Source organism: Mycobacterium paraterrae, from assembly GCF_022430545.2.
Lineage (GTDB): Bacteria > Actinomycetota > Actinomycetes > Mycobacteriales > Mycobacteriaceae > Mycobacterium > Mycobacterium paraterrae.
Genome location: NZ_CP092488.2, coordinates 3,761,794 through 3,779,393, shown reverse-complemented (window position 1 = coordinate 3,779,393; position 17,600 = coordinate 3,761,794). Strand labels below are relative to the sequence as shown.

15 protein-coding genes and 1 pseudogene are annotated in these 17,600 nt (G+C 65.8%); 6 read left to right on the top strand and 10 right to left on the bottom strand.

Annotation, left to right across the window (positions count from 1 at the left end; translation table 11 throughout):
- Entirely contained in the window at window positions 1-843 is an 843-nt protein-coding gene (locus MKK62_RS18290; protein ID WP_240258500.1) for an aldo/keto reductase, read from the top strand.
- On the opposite strand, the gene MKK62_RS18285 is transcribed toward MKK62_RS18290, so the two are convergent.
- From MKK62_RS18285 to MKK62_RS18275, 3 genes are read right to left on the bottom strand one after another with little or no spacing between them, the layout of a single operon-like run.
- On the bottom strand, window positions 844-1,557 hold the full coding sequence (locus MKK62_RS18285; RefSeq protein WP_240258501.1) for an HNH endonuclease family protein: 714 nt from the start codon (window positions 1,555-1,557) through the stop codon (window positions 844-846).
- On the bottom strand, window positions 1,554-3,776 hold the full coding sequence (gene recG, locus MKK62_RS18280; protein ID WP_240258502.1) for an ATP-dependent DNA helicase RecG: 2,223 nt from the start codon (window positions 3,774-3,776) through the stop codon (window positions 1,554-1,556). The genes MKK62_RS18285 and recG overlap by 4 nt, the downstream gene beginning before the upstream one ends.
- A 2-nt stretch (window positions 3,777-3,778) precedes the next feature.
- The gene (locus tag MKK62_RS18275; protein WP_240258503.1) at window positions 3,779-5,437 is read right to left on the bottom strand and encodes a DAK2 domain-containing protein; all 1,659 of its coding nucleotides are present in this window, start codon (window positions 5,435-5,437) and stop codon (window positions 3,779-3,781) included.
- Window positions 5,438-5,678: 241 nt separating this feature from the next.
- Here MKK62_RS18275 and rpmB point away from each other — a divergent pair, with 241 nt between their 5' ends.
- Window positions 5,679-5,873 (top strand): 50S ribosomal protein L28, encoded by a 195-nt coding sequence (gene rpmB / locus MKK62_RS18270; protein WP_067341086.1) that lies wholly within the window; start codon window positions 5,679-5,681, stop codon window positions 5,871-5,873.
- A 15-nt stretch (window positions 5,874-5,888) separates the two neighbouring features.
- Here rpmB and MKK62_RS18265 read toward each other — a convergent pair whose 3' ends face one another.
- Both MKK62_RS18265 and MKK62_RS18260 read right to left on the bottom strand, forming a co-directional pair.
- A complete protein-coding gene (locus MKK62_RS18265; RefSeq protein ID WP_240258504.1) occupies window positions 5,889-6,572 on the bottom strand; it encodes a uracil-DNA glycosylase in 684 nt (227 codons plus the stop codon).
- 9 nt (window positions 6,573-6,581) lie between these two features.
- Complete coding sequence (locus MKK62_RS18260; RefSeq protein WP_240258505.1) at window positions 6,582-7,544, bottom strand: thiamine-phosphate kinase; 963 nt, start codon at window positions 7,542-7,544, stop codon at window positions 6,582-6,584.
- Window positions 7,545-7,595: 51 nt separating this feature from the next.
- On the opposite strand from MKK62_RS18260, the gene MKK62_RS18255 reads away from it, so the two are divergent.
- Window positions 7,596-8,120 carry a DUF3515 domain-containing protein gene (locus MKK62_RS18255; RefSeq protein ID WP_240258506.1) on the top strand — a complete coding sequence of 175 codons (525 nt, stop codon included), beginning with the start codon at window positions 7,596-7,598 and terminating at the stop codon, window positions 8,118-8,120.
- Between the two features lie 200 nt (window positions 8,121-8,320).
- Here the strand turns inward: MKK62_RS18255 and MKK62_RS18250 are convergent, their stop codons facing one another.
- Together MKK62_RS18250 and MKK62_RS18245 are read right to left on the bottom strand one after the other, a co-directional pair.
- Complete coding sequence (locus tag MKK62_RS18250; RefSeq protein ID WP_240264074.1) at window positions 8,321-9,442, bottom strand: D-alanine--D-alanine ligase family protein; 1,122 nt, start codon at window positions 9,440-9,442, stop codon at window positions 8,321-8,323.
- A 57-nt stretch (window positions 9,443-9,499) separates the two neighbouring features.
- Entirely contained in the window at window positions 9,500-10,507 is a 1,008-nt protein-coding gene (locus MKK62_RS18245) for an NAD(P)H-dependent glycerol-3-phosphate dehydrogenase (protein WP_240258507.1), read from the bottom strand.
- A gap of 180 nt (window positions 10,508-10,687) precedes the next feature.
- Here MKK62_RS18245 and cofC point away from each other — a divergent pair, with 180 nt between their 5' ends.
- From cofC to mutT1, 3 genes and pseudogenes are all read left to right on the top strand, one after another.
- Complete coding sequence (gene cofC, locus MKK62_RS18240) at window positions 10,688-11,347, top strand: 2-phospho-L-lactate guanylyltransferase (protein WP_240258508.1); 660 nt, start codon at window positions 10,688-10,690, stop codon at window positions 11,345-11,347.
- A 65-nt stretch (window positions 11,348-11,412) separates the two neighbouring features.
- Window positions 11,413-13,606 (top strand): annotated as a pseudogene (locus tag MKK62_RS18235) (RNA degradosome polyphosphate kinase).
- 68 nt (window positions 13,607-13,674) lie between these two features.
- A complete protein-coding gene (gene mutT1 / locus MKK62_RS18230; protein ID WP_240258510.1) occupies window positions 13,675-14,607 on the top strand; it encodes an 8-oxo-(d)GTP phosphatase MutT1 in 933 nt (310 codons plus the stop codon).
- A gap of 71 nt (window positions 14,608-14,678) precedes the next feature.
- Here mutT1 and MKK62_RS18225 read toward each other — a convergent pair whose 3' ends face one another.
- The 3 genes from MKK62_RS18225 to leuC form a co-directional block, all read right to left on the bottom strand.
- The gene (locus MKK62_RS18225; RefSeq protein ID WP_240258511.1) at window positions 14,679-15,308 is read right to left on the bottom strand and encodes an HU family DNA-binding protein; all 630 of its coding nucleotides are present in this window, start codon (window positions 15,306-15,308) and stop codon (window positions 14,679-14,681) included.
- A gap of 199 nt (window positions 15,309-15,507) precedes the next feature.
- Complete coding sequence (gene leuD, locus MKK62_RS18220) at window positions 15,508-16,104, bottom strand: 3-isopropylmalate dehydratase small subunit (protein ID WP_240258512.1); 597 nt, start codon at window positions 16,102-16,104, stop codon at window positions 15,508-15,510.
- Between the two features lie 17 nt (window positions 16,105-16,121).
- Window positions 16,122-17,558: a 3-isopropylmalate dehydratase large subunit gene (leuC, locus tag MKK62_RS18215; protein WP_240258513.1), complete on the bottom strand. Its 1,437-nt coding sequence runs from the start codon at window positions 17,556-17,558 to the stop codon at window positions 16,122-16,124.
- Window positions 17,559-17,600 lie beyond the last annotated feature (42 nt).

Sequence of the window (17,600 nt, the reverse complement as noted above, 5' to 3'; positions counted from 1 at the left end):
ATGTCGGGCGGCGCTGACGTAGTCCCCTCCGTTGCACTCAACGACGAGAACACAATGCCGGTACTCGGCCTCGGTGTCGCGGAGTTGTCAGACGACGAGACCGAGCGAGCGGTCTCCACGGCACTGGAGATCGGCTACCGGCTAATCGACACCGCCGCCGTGTACGGCAACGAGGAAGCCGTCGGCCGTGCGATCGCGGCCTCCGGCATTCCGCGCGCCGAACTGTTCGTCACCACCAAGATCGCCAACGCCGACCAGGGTTTCCAGACGTCGCAGGACGCCGTCAAGGTCAGTTTGGACAAGCTCGGCCTCGACTACGTCGACCTGTTTCTCGTGCATTGGCCGATGGCGGCCCTGGGTAAGTACGTCGACACCTTCGGCGGACTGATCCAGGCTCGCGGCAATGGCCACACCAAGTCGATCGGGGTGTGCAACTTCACCGACGAGTACCTGGAGACGGTCATCGACCTGACGTATGTCACGCCGGCTGTGAATCAGATCGAGTTGCACCCGTTGCTCAACCAGGCCGAGTTGCGGGCCTCCAACGCGGCACGCAATGTCGTCACCGAGGCCTACAGCCCGCTCGGGGTCGGCAAGGTGCTGGACAACCCGACGGTGACGTCGATCGCCGGCGAGTACGGGCGCAGCCGCGCGCAGGTGCTGATCCGGTGGAGCATCCAGTTGGGCAATGTGGTGATTCCACGCTCTGCCAATCCCGAGCGGATCGCCGAGAACTTCGACGTCTTCGATTTCGAGTTGACCGCCGACCACATGGAGGCGCTGAACAGCCTCAACGACGGCACCCGGGTGCGGCAGGATCCGCTGACCTACACCGGCGCCTGATCAGCCGCTCGGGCACGTGCCCGCGGCTTGGCGCAACACGTTGCTTGACACCAGATCAATCGGCAGCCCGTAGCCGCGCGACACCGCGATGAACTGCACGGCGTACTGACAGTGGAACGCCGCGTTGGGCGGCATCCACAGCGCGGGCTGGGAGTCACCCTTGTCCTGGTTCGCCTGACCTTGCACGGCAAGGAGATTCGCGGGGTCGTTGGCGAAGCGGATCCGCTGCGTCAGCGGCCAGTCGTTGGCCCCCATGTCCCAGGCCAGCGCCAGCGGCACGATGTGATCGATCTGCACCGCCTCACCGACTTTGGCGCCGCGGTGAAAATTGATGCTGGCGTTGGTGTATGGATCGTGCAGGGTGCCGGTCTCGACGGCGTTGGGGCAGCGCTTGGTCCACACGAAGGTCTTGTCGACGAGGTCGCGGTTGAGGATGTCGTCGCGGGTATCACATCCGTTGTGCCCGCCCGGTGCGTCGGTGTCGTCGGTCCAGGCTTCGCCGAACGCGGCGCGGTGGTAGTCGTAGTGCCGTGCTCGCCACGGCACCACAGTGATCCCGCCGAGGACGTCGACACCGGGTTGCACGGTCGGCACGTCGGCGCGGGCCGCGAACTCCCGGTCGCGCTCTCCCGCCGAGGTAGCCACCACCTGGTAAGCGACCAGCACGGTGAGGATTGCGGTCGCCGAAAGCCAGAGCCACGCTCTGTGCGTCACGACTTGTCCAGGAATTCGATGCGTTCGTTTCCGGTGAACGGAGCGGCGAGTAACGCCAGTCCTCGCTGCGCCGCCGGATCGCCGTAAGCTCGTTCACAGAAGTCCCGAGCCGCTTCGATCACTTCGCGGTGATCGATCAGCGACAGCAGCTTCAACGTGATCGCGCGACCGGACTGGCTGCGGCCCAACACATCTCCTTCGCGGCGTTCCTGCAGGTCCAAATCGGCAAGCTGGAATCCGTCGAGGGTTCCCGCGACGGCGCTGAGCCGGCGACCGGCGCGCGATTGCGGCGGCATCCAGCTGGCCAGCAGACAGATACTTGCGTGTTCGCCTCGGCCGATTCGGCCGCGCAATTGATGCAACTGGCTGATGCCGAAGCGGTCCGCGTCCATCACCAGCATCACGGTCGCGTTGGGCACGTCGACGCCGACCTCGATCACGGTGGTGCACACCAGCACGTCGATCTCGCGGGCGCGGAACGCGGCCATCACCGCGTCCTTCTCGTCGCCGCTCAACCGCCCGTGCATGAGCCCCAGCTGCAGGCCAGAGAGCTGCTCGCGACTCAGCCGGTTGTAGAGCTCTTCCACTGTCGCCGAAGGTCTTTGGTTCGTCTCGCTCTGGCCGCCGCTGTCGCTGTCGTCGATCCGCGGCGCCACCACGTAGGCCTGACGGCCCTGGCGCACCTCTTCGATGATGCGATGCCAGGCACGGTCGAGCCAGGCGGGTTTCTCGTTGACGAAGATCGCGGTGGTGGTGATCGGCTGGCGGCCCCGGGGCAACTCCCTCAACGTCGACGTCTCGAGGTCACCAAAGACGGTCAGCGCCACCGTCCGCGGTATCGGGGTGGCGGTCATCACCAGCAAATGCGGCGTGATGCCGGCAGGAGCCTTGGCCCGCAATCGGTCTCGTTGCTCGACGCCGAACCGGTGCTGCTCGTCGACGACCACCATGCCGAGGTTGTGGAAGTCGACGCTGTCCTGCAGCAGGGCATGGGTACCTACGACGATGCCGACCTCACCGCCGGCGATCTCGGCCCGAACCTGCTTCTTTTGGGCTGCCGTCATCGATCCGGTCAACAACGCCAGCCTGGTCGCGTTGTCGTCGCCGCCGAGCTGGCCGCCCATTGCCAGCGGGCCGAGTACATCCCTGATAGACCGGAGATGTTGCGCAGCAAGGACTTCGGTCGGTGCTAGCAACGCGCACTGATAGCCGGCGTCGACCATCTGCAGCATCGCCAGCACCGAGACGATGGTTTTGCCCGACCCAACCTCGCCCTGCAAGAGGCGATTCATCGGCCGATTCGCCGCGAGCTCACCGGACAACACGTCGAGTACCTCGCGCTGCCCGGCGGTCAGCTCGAACGGCAGGCGATGCAGCAGTTCGTGTTTGAGTCCTTTCGGAGTGGACGGAGCCGGCGGACCCGACTGGGCGAGTTCGCCGTGGCGCCGACTGACCAGGGCCCATTGCAGGCCGACCGCCTCGTCGAAGGCCAACCGTTCCTTCGCCCGGCGCCGATCGACATCGCTCTCGGCTAGGTGGATAGCGCGCAACGCCTCGTCTTCAGAAATGAGATTATGTGTGGCACAGATACTTTCGGGCAACGGATCGGTGACCGGGTCGAGCAGCTCCAGCACCTGCCGGACGCAGTTGAAGATGTCCCAGCTCTGCAGCTTCGCGCTGGCCGGGTAGATCGGATAGAACGTGCGCTCGAAGGCTTCCTGCAGCACTTCACCGCTCACCGCCTGCGAGGCGTCGGCGATCATCTTCAGCGACCGGCTCCCATGATTGCGTCCGTCCGCGGAGTCCAGCACCAGAAAGTCAGGGTGGGTGAGCTGCATGGCGCCGCGGAAATAACCCACCTCACCGGAGAGCATCACGCGGGTGCCCTTGGACAGCTGATCGGTGATCCACTTCTTCGGGTGAAAGAAGGTGGCGGTCACCTTGCTGCGACCGGAGCCGACAGTGACGCGAAACAGTTTGTCCCTGGGGCGCTTTTTGATCGGGAGCAACGCCGCGTCGGTGATCACGTCGACCAGGGTGACGTGCTCGCCCTCCGGCGGCTGCTCGGCGTCGGCACCGCGGACAGATGAGCCTTCGACGTAGCTGCGCGGGTAATGGCGCAGCAGATCATCGACGGTCTGGATGCCGAAGACCTCGTCGAGCTGGCCGGCGGCCTTGGCGCCGACGATGAAGTCGAGGCGGTCGCTGAGCGCCGCCACGGCTACTCGACCCCGATCAGTAATGCGTCGCCGCGATGCCCTGTGCGATAGATGGCCAGCTCGATGCCCGGGTGCCGGTCGTGGACGTGCGCGCGCAGCGCCGACTCGACGGCGTCCTGATCGATGCCGTGGCCGACCAGCACGGTGATCAGCTCGCCGCCGGCACCCAAGAGCAGGTCGATCAGGCCGGCCGCGGCGGAGGCCACATCGGGGGCCACGATCAGCACCTCGTCGCCCGCGATGCCCAGGCCGTTGCCCGGCTCACAGGTGCCAGCCCACGTCAACGCCGTTTCGGTGGCGACGCGCACGGCTCCGTGCCGGGCGCTGCCCGCTGCCCTGGCCATCGTGTAGCCGTCGTCGACTGCCTGACGCCCGGGCTCGTGCACTGCGAGCGCGGCCAGCCCCTGCACCATCGAGCCGGTCGGCAGCGGCACCACATCTATGCCCCACCCGATCGCGGCGGTGCAGCCCGCCACGAGTTCCTCAGCCAGCACGTAGCCGTTCGGCAGCACCATCACCTGAGCGGCGCCGGTGTCGACGACCGCGCGCAGCAGCTGCTGAGCGGTGATGACGGTCGTCGGATCCTCGGCGAGCGGGTCGGGCCGCAGCACACAGGCGCCCTCGTCGTCGAACAGTTCGGCCGCGCCGTCCCCGTCGACGACGGCCAGCACCGCCCGCTCACGCGTCCAGCTACCTGGCGGCAATCCGCTGGTGCCGCTGGTCAGCAGTGAAATCTGGATTCGGCGCGGGTGCCCGGACCCCAGGCCCGCCTCGATCGCGGCACCGGCATCGTCGGTGTGGACATGTACCGAGTAGCCGCCCACCACGCCCGACGTCGCGATGGCCACCGATTCGCCGAGTTCGTCGAGCCGTTCGCGCAGTTGATCGGCTCCGTCGTCGTCGCACCCACCCAGCAGGTACATCACCTCGAACTGCGGCGCCGGGGGTTTCGCGGCGAGTTCGGCCGCGGGCTGTCGCGGTGCCGGCTCGTAGACGGCTCGGCTCGGCGCCTGTCCCGTGACCGTCGAACGCAAGGCGTCGAGGAGGACCAGCAGACCCCGACCGCCCGCGTCCACCACGCCGGCCTCCCCCAGGACGTCGAGCTGGTCAGGCGTCTTTTCCAGCGCCACCACCGCCGCGTCACCGGCGGCGATGACCGCTGCGGACAGGCCCGCGCTCGCCGCCTCGTCGACCGCCTCACCGGCTGCCTTGAGCACCGAGACGATGGTTCCCTTGACCTCGTGGCCGCCCATCGAGGCGACAACCAGGTCGACCCCGCGGTGCAAGGCGGCGCCGAGCAACGCCGCGTCGATCTCGGTGAGTTCGCCACCGGATTCCGCGGCCGCGTGGGCGGTGACATCGGCGATGCCCCGAAGAATCTGCGACAGAATGACCCCCGAATTGCCTCGCGCGCCGTTCAGGGCGCCGGCAGAGAGCGCAGCGGCCGTTTTCACCACGTCGTCAGACTTCGTCTCGGTATTGGCCTCCGCCAACGCCGAGCGCATCGTGAACAGCATGTTCACCCCGGTGTCGGAGTCGGCGACGGGAAAGACGTTGAGCCGGTTGATTTCGTCGATATGGGTGATCAAATCTCCGACCGCGGTGTGCGCCCAGTCGCGCAAGGCGGACGCGTCCAGCGCGCGGCTCGGCCCCGACCCCATCTCCGAACCACCTCCTCACGCGCCTCTCGGTGCGCGCCAGCCTATCCAGTCGCGGCGACAGCACAGGTCACCCGACACCTACCGGTTGTTGATCGTTTTGGCAGTTCCGCCTCGTTACGGCTATTCTTGCCAGGTTGTCCGGCCACCCGTCCAGGTTGCGCGCTGCGACGATGCAGGCCGGAATGGCCTGAGGAGAAGCAGGGCCTTTGGCCCTGGCCCAAGAGTCTGAGGAGTTTCACGTATGGCTGCCGTCTGCGATATCTGCGGGAAGGCCCCCGGCTTCGGCAAGTCGGTGTCGCACTCCCATCGCCGGACCAGCCGCCGGTGGGACCCCAACATCCAGAGCGTTCGCGTCGCCGACCGCCCCGGCGGCAACAAGCACCGCGTCAACGTCTGCACGTCGTGCATCAAGGCCGGCAAGGTCGTTCGCGGCTAGACCGTCCGGGACCGGCTAGGGCAGCGTCCAATCGACCGGTTCGGCGCCCATCTGGGCGAGTAATTCGTTGGCGCGGCTAAACGGCCGCGAGCCGAAGAATCCACGTGCCGCCGACAGCGGTGACGGGTGTGGTGATTCGATCGCCAGGCAGTCGCTGCCGGACAGCATTGGCTTGAGCGTCGAGGCGTCGCGGCCCCACAGGATCGCCACCAGTGGCTGACGCCGATCCACCAACGCGCGAATGGCACATTCGGTCACCGCTTCCCAGCCCTTGCCCCGATGCGACGCGGCATTGCGGGGTTGGACAGTCAACACTCGGTTGAGCATCATCACCCCGCGCCGCGACCACGGCGTCAGGTCGCCGCACGACGGTGCCGGCAACCCCAGGTCGCTGGTGTACTCACGGAAGATGTTCTCCAAGCTCCGCGGCAATGGACGTACGTCGGGAGCCACCGAAAAGCTCAGCCCCACAGCGTGCCCGGGGGTCGGATAAGGATCCTGTCCGACGATGAGCACCCGCACCTGGTCGAAGGGAAAGGTGAACGCGCGCAACACATTCTCTCCGGCCGGCAGATAGCCTCGACCGGCCGCGACCTCCTCGCGGAGGAACTGGCCCATCTTGGCGACCTGCTTCTCTACCGGTTGCAGCGCCGTCGCCCAGCCCTGGTCGACGAGTTCGCGCAGTGGTCGTGCGGTCACGCGGCTACCCTACTGGGCAAAAGACTGCCAGCCCGCGGCTCCCCGCCACGGCTCCCCGTCGACGAGCACGCTCGGTGGCCCGTCGAGCACTCGGCCGATAGGCCGCCATCCCATCGGAATCGCGCCAGCGAAGGCCGCGACCAGAGCGTGGTCTTCGCCGCCCCCGAGCACCCACTCCCACGGATCTGCACCGACGGCCTGCGCGGCGCTGGCCAACGCCGCGCGATCGGAGCGCAGCGTGTCGGTACTGAGATCGATTGACACCCCCGATGCCTCTGCCACGTGACCGAGGTCGCCGACCAGGCCGTCAGAGATGTCGATCATCGCCAGGGCGTCGGCCTCGGCGGCCGCGCGACCTTGCCCGTACGGCGGGCACGGCACGAGGTGTCGTCGACGGAGCTCGTCAAAGTCTTCAACACCGTTGTCCCACAACGCAAAACCCGCCGCAGACAAGCCCAGATGGCCGGTCACGGCGAGTTGCGAGCCCGGCCTTGCCCCCGATCGCAACACCGGCGCCCGGCCGCCGAGGTCACCGAGCACGGTGACCGACAGCACCCAGTGCGGGCTGCCGACCAGGTCTCCCCCAACGATGCCGGCGCCGACCCGCACGGCCTCGTCCCACATGCCATCAACGAGCGCATCGACCTGTGCGGCCGGGGTGTGCGCCGGGGCGCCGAATCCGACCACGAATCCGGTGACCCGTCCACCCATCGCCTCGATGTCGGCGGCGTTCTGTGCCACCGCTTTACGACCGATGTCGCGGGGGGTCGACCAATCCCGCCGGAAGTGGCGGCCTTCGACGAGCATGTCCGTCGACACCACCACGCGTCCGTCGCCGGCCGCGACCACCGCGCCGTCATCACCCGGTCCGATCAGCACGTCACGTGACGCCGCTCTACCGCGCGTCAGCCGCTCGATAACCCCGAACTCGCCGACATCGCCGAGCGTTGGGCCCAACCCATCGCTGTGCACACCGACAACGGTAGTTTCTAAAGCGCCTGAACCGAGCGGGGGGCGGTGGGAATGCCTGACGTTGAAGACGGCCCGTCACGGGCGGTGCTGATCGCTGCGTTGGTGGTGGCGATCGGCACCATCGGTGTCATCCTCGGCATCGCCGCGACCCGCCACCGGGTGGCGCCGGCGGTCGTCGCCGCCGTACCCGCACCAGGTGCGCAGGACCCGTTGTGCCACAACCTCATTGAGGCACTGCCCCAACGACTCGGTGATTACACCCGGGCTCAGCTCGCCCAGCCCGCCCCCGCCGGTGCCGCCGCGTGGCAGCCCGCGGGCGACGGGGATCCAGTGGTCTTGCGGTGTGGGTTGGATCGCCCGGCCGAGTTCGTCGTCGGGTCGCCTGTCCAGGTCGTCGACCGGGTGCAATGGTTCGAGGTCAGCCAAGACCAGCGATCGACGTGGTACACCGTCGATCGCGCGGTCTATGTCGCGCTGACGTTGCCGCCGGGCTCTGGGCCGACGCCGATCCAACAACTTTCCGACCTGATCGACCGCGTTGTGCCGGCCCGTCCGGTGGACCCCGCGCGGGGCTGATCGACCGACTTCTCCTCGGGCCGCGCCACGGCCCGCATCGTCGTCGGCGGCTGAACTAGCCGCGGCCGAATCATGCGCATCGAGTGTGCATCCTGGGATTCCAGTGTGGATCCTGGGCGGACAAAACGGCTATTTCGCCGCCGTCAGCACACACTCGACGACGTAGCTACACAGTCGAAGGGTCGAGCGCCGCGTACGGTCTAGCGCAGGCCGATTCCGCGCGACAGCGCGGTCTCCACCATCGTCGCCAGCAGTGTCTGGTAATCCATTCCGCTGGCCGCCCACATCCGGGGATACATCGAGATCGTGGTGAATCCCGGCATCGTGTTGACCTCGTTGATCATCGGTCCGTCGTCGGTGAGGAAGAAGTCCACGCGCGCCAGGCCCCGACCGTCGATTGCGGTGAACGCGCGAATTGCCAATTCCCGGACCGCATCGCTGACGTCGTCGTCGATCTTGGCCGGCACATCCAGCTCGGCGGCGTCGTCGAGGTATTTGGTCGAAAAGTCGTAGAAGGAATCTTCGCGCCCGCGCACCCCGGCCACCCGGATCTCACCGACCGTGCTGGCTTGCACTGTGCCGTCCGGGAATTCGAGCACACCACATTCCAGTTCGCGACCGACGATCGCGGCCTCGACGATCACCTTCGGGTCGTGCTGCCGGGCGTAGGCGATTGCCTCGGGCAGTTCGTGGCGGCCGGTCACCCGGCTGACGCCGATCGACGAGCCACCGCGGGCCGGTTTGACGAACGCAGGAAAGCCAAGTCTTTCGAGCTGTTCGGCGGCCAGGGCGGATTCCGACGGTCGCAATACCGCGTAGTCGCCGATCGGCAGTCCCTCCGCCACCAGCAGTTTTTTGGTGAACTCTTTGTCCATGCCGGCCGCGCTGGCCAGTACTCCGGCGCCGACGTACGGCACGCCCGCAAGTTCGAGCAGACCCTGAATGGTGCCGTCCTCGCCATACGGCCCATGCAGAACCGGGAAGACCACGTCGACCGACGCCAATACCTCGGCTCCACCGGGCGACAGCGAAACCAGCTGGCCGGCGCGTCGCGGATCGGCGGTCAGCGCCAACTCGGTGCCCGACTTCGAGGTCACCGTCGGCAATTGCCGGTTGGCGATCGCCAGCGCGTCGGGATCGCCGTCGGTGAGCACCCAGGAGCCTTCGGGTGTGATGCCCACGGCGACGACCTCGAATCGATCCGGGTCCAGGTTGCGCAGGATGCTGCCGGCCGAGACACAGGAAATAGCGTGCTCGTTGCTGCGTCCGCCGAAGACGACGGCGACCCGGACGCGGCCGGAATCGGGCGTCTTGGAGGGCAGGCGGGCGTCCACAACCTAGAGAGGCTACCGTCTGGCACGGCGGTACTGGTTACAAGCTCATTCCGGCTTGGTGCTGCGGCCGAGCAGGGCGATTACCGCTTGATCGACCGAAAGCCCCTTGTGACAGACCCGGTGGACCGCGTCGGTGAGCGGCATTTCGACGTCGTAGCTGGAGGCCAGCGCCAGCACGGACTCGCATGACGTCACACCTTCGACGACGTGACCACCGCGTGCCTCCATCGCCGACGTCAACGTCTCACCCTGGCCGAGGCTTTCGCCGAAGCTGCGGTTTCGCGAATGCGGAGATGTGCAGGTGGCGACCAGGTCGCCGACCCCGGCCAGTCCGGCCAGTGTCGCGCCTTTGGCGCCGACCGCGATGCCGAGCCGCATGATCTCGGCGAGCCCGCGAGTGATGATCGCTGCAGCGGTGTTCTCGCCCAGGCCGACCCCGGCCGCCATCCCGCAGGCCAACGCGATCACGTTCTTGCAGGCACCCCCGATTTCGGTGCCGATCACGTCGGCGTTGGTGTACGGCCGGAAGTACCCGGCATTCAGCATCCGCTGCACCGCCACGGCCCGGCCGGAGTCGCTGCAAGCAATCACGGTGGCGGCGGGCTGGCCGGCCGAAATCTCGCTGGCCAGGTTCGGGCCGGAGATCACGCCGACCTGTGACGTGTCGATCCCCGTCACGTCGACAATGACCTGACTCATCCGCATCAACGTGCCCAGCTCGATGCCCTTGGCCGCGCTGATCAACGTCGCGCCACTCGCGAAGTGGTCATTCCACGTTTCGAGGTTGGCTCGCATCGTCTGAGCGGGCACCGCCAACAGAACGGTCGTCACGCCGTCCAACGCTTGGCTCGCGTCGGTGGTGGCCGTGATGCCCGGCGGCAAGTCCACCCCCGGCAGGTAGCCGGCGTTACGTCGGGTGGAGTTGATCTCGGCGGCGACGTCGTCGCGGCGCGCCCACAGCCTGACCTCATTGCCGGCGTCCGCGAGCAGCTTGGCCAACGCCGTTCCCCACGCGCCCGAACCCATGACCGCTACGGCTTTTGTGGTGGGCATGTGTGCGCTGGTCCCGTCTTGTCAGTCTGCTCTAACTCCCGGCGCTTCACCGTAGCCCAGCGACGATGCAGGCCGGCACGGCCTGAGGAGGCGGGCAGTCCAACTCCAGCCCAGCGACGATGCAGGCCGGCACGGCGAGCGCCGCGACCGTCCGACGACGGATCCTGGCAGGATGGTGCGGTGAGCCCCAGCCGATCCGACGGAGACGTCGGCGTGATCGTGGCCGTCAAGCGGCTGGCTGCCGCCAAGACCAGGCTCGCTTCGATGTTCCCTGCGCCGGTCCGACAAGACATCGTGCTCGGAATGCTGGTCGACACGCTCACTGCGGCAGCGAGGGTGAGTGCGGTGCACTCGATCACCGTCGTGACGCCCGACGACGTCGCGGCCGCGGCGGCGGTCGAGCTCGGGGCCGCGGTGATCGCCGACCCGACGCCAGTCGGTCACCTGGATCCGTTGAACAATGCGATCACGGCCGCCGAACGGGTGGTTTCCGAGTCCGTCGCGAATGTTGTTGTCCTGCAGGGCGATTTGCCTTCACTGCAAACGCAGGAGCTGGCCGAAGCGATTGCCGCGGCACGAGCGCACCGGCGTAGTTTCGTGGCAGATCGGCTCGGCACCGGGACCGCGGCGCTATTCGCCTTCGGATCTCCGCTCGACCCTCGGTTCGGCCTCAATTCGTTTGAGCGACATAAGCTTTCGGGCGCTGTCGAACTCACCGGCGGATGGCCGGGACTGCGCTGCGACATCGACACCCCCGACGATCTGGCGGTCGCACGGCGACTTGGGCTGGGACCGGCGACGCACAGTGCGATCGAAGGGCTCTCTCACCAGGCCGGGTAACGACGGGTGAACGGTGGCTCAACGGCAAATGTCCCGCTCCGAGTCGGTGGCAGCATCACCCACCCATGGGGAATGATCGCAAGGGTGACTGACATCGAGACCCACGGCACCCCCGTCGCCGCCGAATGGCCTGCCGCCGACTCCGCGCCGGGAGCGCCGCCCGCCACCACGGCTGCCGCGGTCGAGAACGCACTTCCCGAAGACCGCTACCTCAACCGTGAATTGAGCTGGTTGGACTTCAACGCCCGGGTTCTCGCGCTGGCCGAGGACACGTCGCTGCCCCTGCTGGAGCGCGCGAAATTCTTGGCAATCTTCGCGTCTAACCTCGACGAGTTCTACATGGTCCGTGTCGCCGGCCTCAAGCGCCGCGACGAGATGGGACTCTCGGTGCGCTCTGCCGACGGACTCACTCCGCGCGAGCAACTTCGCCGCATCGGCGAACAGACCCAGCGAATCGCGACGCGCCACGCCGAAGTCTTCCTGAATTCGGTCGAGCCGGCTCTGGCTGCCGAAGGCATTCGGATCGTCACCTGGGCCGATCTCGACCAGCCCGAACGCGACCGGCTGTCGACCTACTTCACCGACCAGGTCTTCCCGGTCCTCACTCCCCTAGCGGTCGACCCCGCCCACCCCTTCCCGTTCGTCAGTGGCCTGTCGCTGAACCTCGCCGTCACCGTCAAGCGGCCCGACGACGGCGGTCAGCATTTCGCCCGAGTCAAGGTGCCCGACAACGTCGATCGTTTCGTCGAACTCGACGAACGGGCCGGATCCGAGGATTCGAGCGGCCCGAAAGAGGTCCGCTTCCTTCCGATGGAAGAACTGATCGCGGCTTACCTCCCGGCATTGTTCCCCGGCATGGAAATCGTTGAGCACCATGCGTTCCGGGTGACCCGCAATGCCGACTACGAGGTCGACGAAGATCGCGACGAAGACCTGTTGCAGGCGCTGGAACGCGAACTGGCGCGACGCAGATTCGGGTCGCCGGTGCGCCTCGAAGTCGCCGACGACATGACTGACCACATGCTCGAGTTGTTGTTGCGCGAACTCGACGTGAACCCCGGCGACGTGATTCAGGTGCCTGGGCTGCTCGATCTTTCGTCACTGTGGCAGATCTACGGCGTCGACCGTCCGGCGTTGAAGGATGGAGCTTTTGTCCCTGCGACTCATCCGGCATTCGCCGATCGGGAAACACCGAAGAGCATCTTCGCGACATTGCGCGAAGGCGACGTGCTGGTGCACCACCCGTACGACTCGTTTTCGACGAGCACGCAGCGTTTCATCGAGTTGGCCGCCGCGGATCCCAACGTGCTTGCGATCAAGCAGACGCTGTACCGCACCTCGGGCGACTCACCGATCGTGCGCGCGCTGATCGAAGCGGCCGGTGCCGGAAAACAAGTCGTGGCCCTGGTCGAGATCAAGGCCCGGTTCGACGAGCAGGCCAACATCAAGTGGGCGCGCGCGTTGGAGCAGGCCGGGGTTCACGTCGCCTACGGGCTGGTCGGTTTGAAAACGCATTGCAAGACCTGTCTGGTCGTGCGCCGGGAAGGCTCGACGATCCGGCGGTATTGCCACATCGGCACCGGAAACTACAACAGCAAAACGGCCCGGCTGTACGAAGATCTCGGCTTGCTGACCGCTGACTCAGACATCGGCGCCGATCTGACCGATCTGTTCAACACGTTGACCGGGTACTCCCGAAAAGTCTCGTACCGCAATCTTCTGGTCGCGCCCCACGGTATTCGCAACGGAATTATCGAACGCGTCAACCAAGAGATCGCCGCGCATGAAAAAAGCGGTAACGGACACATCCGGCTGAAGATGAACTCCCTCGTCGACGAGCAAGTCATCGACGCGCTCTACCGGGCGTCTCAGGCCGGCGTTCACGTCGACGTGGTGGTGCGCGGCATCTGCGCGTTGCGGCCAGGGGTGCCGGGCTTTTCCGAGAACATCGCTGTGCGCTCGATCCTGGGTCGGTATCTGGAGCATTCCCGGATCTTCAATTTCCGCGCGATCAACGAGTTCTGGATCGGCAGCGCTGACATGATGCACCGCAACCTCGATCGCCGGGTCGAGGTGTTGGTGCAAGTCAAGGATCCCCGCCTGACTGCTCAACTGAACGACATCCTCGATTCAGCACTGGACCCGGCGACCCGTTGCTGGGAATTGGGACCCGATGGCCATTGGAAGGCCATGCCGCAGGCCGGCCAGTCGGTCCGCGACCACCAGGTGGCGCTGATGGACAAGCACCGCAGCAGCTAACTGCTGCGCAGCCGCTAAGCTTCTGGCCGCGGGCCACCCGGGGCTCGAATTGACCTGCAGGAGTTCAGGTGTCGACACAAACCTCGTCGAGTCGCTCGGCGGGCAAGATCGTTCTCGCTGCGGGCGGCGTGCTCTGGCGCCCCGGTCATCGCGAGTCCGGCGAGGAAGTTGCGGTGATCCACCGTCCGCGGTACGACGACTGGTCCCTGCCCAAAGGGAAAGTCGATCCCGGTGAGACCGAACCGGTGACGGCCGTTCGCGAAGTCTTCGAAGAGACGGGTCATCGGGTTGAGCTCGGCCGGCGGATTGCGACGGTGAGTTATCCGATTGAGCCGCGCACGAAAAGGGTGCAGTACTGGTCGGCTCGCAGTATCGGCGGCAGCTTTGCCCCCAATAACGAGGTGGACGATCTGATCTGGCTGTCGGCCGCCGCCGCGATCAAGAAGGTGTCGTATCCATACGACCGAAAGGTATTGCGGCGGTGGGCCAAATATCCTGCAGACACGAAGTCGGTCTTGATCGTGCGGCACGCCACCGCGGGCAGTAAGTCGCGTTTTTCCGGCGACGACAAGCTACGGCCACTGGACAAGAAGGGCCGCGCGCAGGCCGAGGCACTTGTCGCGCAGCTGTCCGCCTTCGGTCCCACCGACGTCTACTCCGCCGACCGGGTGCGCTGCCACCAGACGGTGGAGCCGCTGGCCGAGGAGTTGGGCGTCACCATCAACAACGAGCCGAGCCTGACCGAAGAGGCCTACGCCGACAATCCCAAACGCGGTCGACGCCGTGTGTTGCAGATCGCCGAATCACACCGGACACCGGTGATTTGCACGCAAGGCAAGGTGATCCCAGACCTGATCGCATGGTGGTGTGAGCGTGACGGCGTACGGCCGGACAAGTCGCGCAACCGCAAGGGCAGTACCTGGGTGCTGTCGTTGGTAGACGGGCGACTGATCGCCGCCGATCACATCGGCAGCGCTCTCGCCTCGAACACCCTATCCTGACACGTAAATTCGCCGCGGACGGCTCGTTGGAGCCCGCTCCGCGGCGAATTTACGTGTGATGCGGTGAGTGCCTAGCGACGACCGCGGCGTGCTGTGGCCTTCTTGGCCGGAGCCTTGCTGGCCTTTTTGGCCGGCGCCTTCTTGGCGGCGGTCGTGGTCCGCTTGGTCACTGCCTTCTTGGCCGGAGCCTTCTTCGCAGCGGTCTTCTTGGCGGCGACCGTCTTCTTGGCCGGAGCCTTCTTCGCCGCGACCTTCTTGGCCGGAGCAGCCTTCTTCACCGCCGCCTTCTTGGCCGGAGCCTTCTTCGCAGCGGTCTTCTTGGCGGCGGCCGTCTTCTTGGCCGGGGCCTTCTTCGCCGCCTTCTTTGCTCCAGTTGCCACGACGCCTCTCTTCACTGCCGGTCCATCCGATGGGAGTTTTTGTGCGCCAGAGACAACGGCTTTGAACTGAGCACCGGGCCGGAAGGCCGGAACCGAGGTCGGCTTGACCTTCACGGTCTCACCGGTGCGGGGGTTGCGGGCCACTCGAGCGGCACGGCGGCGCTGCTCGAACACACCGAATCCGGTGATCGTGACGCTCTCGCCCTTTTGCACCGCGCGCACGACTGTGTCGACGAAATTCTCGACGGCCGCGGTTGCATGCCTACGGTCAGTGCCCAATTTCTCAGTGAGTGTATCGATGAGCTCTGCCTTGTTGACCATCCATATCCTCCGAAGCTAGTGGCCCTCTTTGGGCCGACTAGCAAACACGGTAAACCCTCAGGTGCCTGATTTCCAAGAGCCACGCGCAATTTCAATGGCTCACGGCGAATTTTTTGGGAATCCGCTTGCCCCCCTTGGGAGGTGGCGCGGTGGTCAAATACGCCCCTGGGGCGCCGTGAATTCGGCCTCGATCGAGCCGTTAAGAAGCGGGCAAAGTCTTCGGCTTCCAGTCCGGGCGGGCCGCCTCGTAAGCTTCGATCTGATCGCGTTTACGCAGCGTAAGGGCTATGTCGTCGAGTCCTTCAAGCAGACGCCAGGCGGTGTAATCGTCAATCTTGAACGGCACCACCACCGTTCCCGCCGACACATTCCGATCTTGAAGATTTACAGTGATTTCCAACCCGGGGCTGCTCTCGATGAGCTTCCAAAGGAGTTCCACATCATCTTGAGCAACTTCGGCCGCTAACAGACCGGCCTTCCCCGCATTGCCCCGAAAAATGTCACCGAAGCGCGACGAGATCACTACCCGAAAGCCGTAGTCCATAAGCGCCCACACCGCGTGCTCGCGTGAGGAGCCGGTGCCGAAATCGGGCCCGGCAACCAGTACTGAACCCCTGTCAAATGGGCTGAGATTCAAGATGAAAGAAGGATCGTTGCGCCAAGCCGCGAACAATCCGTCGACGAAACCCGTTCGGGTGACTCGCTTCAGATAGACCGCCGGAATGATCTGGTCCGTGTCGACATTGGAGCGTCGCAACGGCACTCCGATCCCGGTGTGGGTGTGAAATGCGTCCATTGTGGTTATCCCTGTCGTCAATTCAGGTCGGCCGGCGCGGAAAGCGTTCCGCGGACCGCGGTGGCAGCGGCAACCGCCGGTGACACCAGATGCGTACGGCTGCCCTTGCCCTGGCGGCCTTCGAAATTCCGGTTCGATGTGGCGGCGCAGCGCTCGCCAGGGGCCAGCTGGTCAGGGTTCATACCCAGACACATCGAGCAGCCGGCCTGGCGCCACTCGGCACCCGCGGCGGTGAAGATCTGGTCCAGGCCTTCACTTTCGGCCTCTGCGCGCACCCGCATCGAGCCGGGCACGATCAGCATGCGAAGGCCGTCGGCCACTTTCCGGTCCCGCAAGATGTCGGCGACCGCGCGTAGATCCTCGATCCGGCCGTTGGTGCACGATCCGACGAACACGGTGTCGACCGCGATCTCACGCATCGGCATCCCAGGCCGAAGGTCCATGTACGCCAGCGCTTTCTCGGCCGCCTGACGCTCGTGGTCATCGGTCATCAGCTCGGGGTCCGGCACGCTGGCTCCCAGCGGAACACCCTGACCTGGATTGGTGCCCCACGTCACAAACGGCGTCAACGACGCGGCATCCAGGTAGACCTCGGTGTCGAATTCGGCGCCCTCGTCGGTGCGCAGCTGATCCCAATATGCCTGCGCCGCATCCCACTGCGCACCGGTCGGAGCGTGCGGGCGACCGCGCAGGAATTCGTAGGTAGTGGCATCCGGTGCCACCATTCCCGCCCTGGCCCCGGCTTCGATGCTCATGTTGCAGATCGTCATCCGGGCTTCCATGGACAGGGATTCGATGGCGCTGCCGCGGTATTCGATGACGTGGCCTTGTCCGCCACCAGTGCCGATCTTGGCGATCACCGCCAGAATGATGTCCTTGGCGGTCACGCCGGCCGGCAGTTGTCCGTCAACGTTGACGGCCATCGTCTTGAACGGCCGCAGCGGAAGCGTCTGCGTCGCCAGCACGTGCTCGACCTCGGATGTGCCGATGCCCATTGCAATTGCGCCGAACGCGCCGTGCGTCGAGGTGTGACTGTCGCCGCACACGACGGTCATGCCCGGCTGGGTCAGCCCCAGTTGCGGGCCGACGACGTGGACGATGCCCTGCTCGATATTTCCCATCGGGTAGAGCCGAATCCCGAATTCCGCACAGTTCCGGCGAAGCGTCTCCACCTGATTGCGGGAGACGGGATCGGCGATCGGCTTGTCGATGTCGATCGTCGGCACATTGTGATCCTCGGTGGCCAATGTCAGGTCTGGGCGGTGGACCGGTCGACCCTCGAGGCGCAGTCCGTCGAAGGCTTGCGGACTGGTCACCTCGTGCACCAGATGCAGATCGATGTAGATCAGGTCGGGCTCGGTGCCACCTCCCGATGCCACCACATGGTCATCCCAAACCTTCTCCGCCAGCGTGCGCGGCCGCCCGGCAGACCCCGGGGCCGAAGTTTTCGTCACGAGCTCATCCCAATTCGTTGATCTCACTATGCGAGACGTTAG

Excerpts from the sequence above, each read along its gene's own strand:
- MKK62_RS18290 (WP_240258500.1), top strand. The coding sequence starts at position 1 with ATGTCGGGCGGCGCTGACGTAGTCCCCTCCGTTGCACTCAACGACGAG.
- leuD (WP_240258512.1), bottom strand. The coding sequence starts at position 16,104 with ATGGACGCATTTCACACCCACACCGGGATCGGAGTGCCGTTGCGACGC.
- MKK62_RS18255 (WP_240258506.1), top strand. The coding sequence starts at position 7,596 with ATGCCTGACGTTGAAGACGGCCCGTCACGGGCGGTGCTGATCGCTGCG.
- MKK62_RS18225 (WP_240258511.1), bottom strand. The coding sequence starts at position 15,308 with ATGGTCAACAAGGCAGAGCTCATCGATACACTCACTGAGAAATTGGGC.
- MKK62_RS18245 (WP_240258507.1), bottom strand. The coding sequence starts at position 10,507 with ATGCCCACCACAAAAGCCGTAGCGGTCATGGGTTCGGGCGCGTGGGGA.
- MKK62_RS18275 (WP_240258503.1), bottom strand. The coding sequence starts at position 5,437 with ATGGGGTCGGGGCCGAGCCGCGCGCTGGACGCGTCCGCCTTGCGCGAC.
- rpmB (WP_067341086.1), top strand. The coding sequence starts at position 5,679 with ATGGCTGCCGTCTGCGATATCTGCGGGAAGGCCCCCGGCTTCGGCAAG.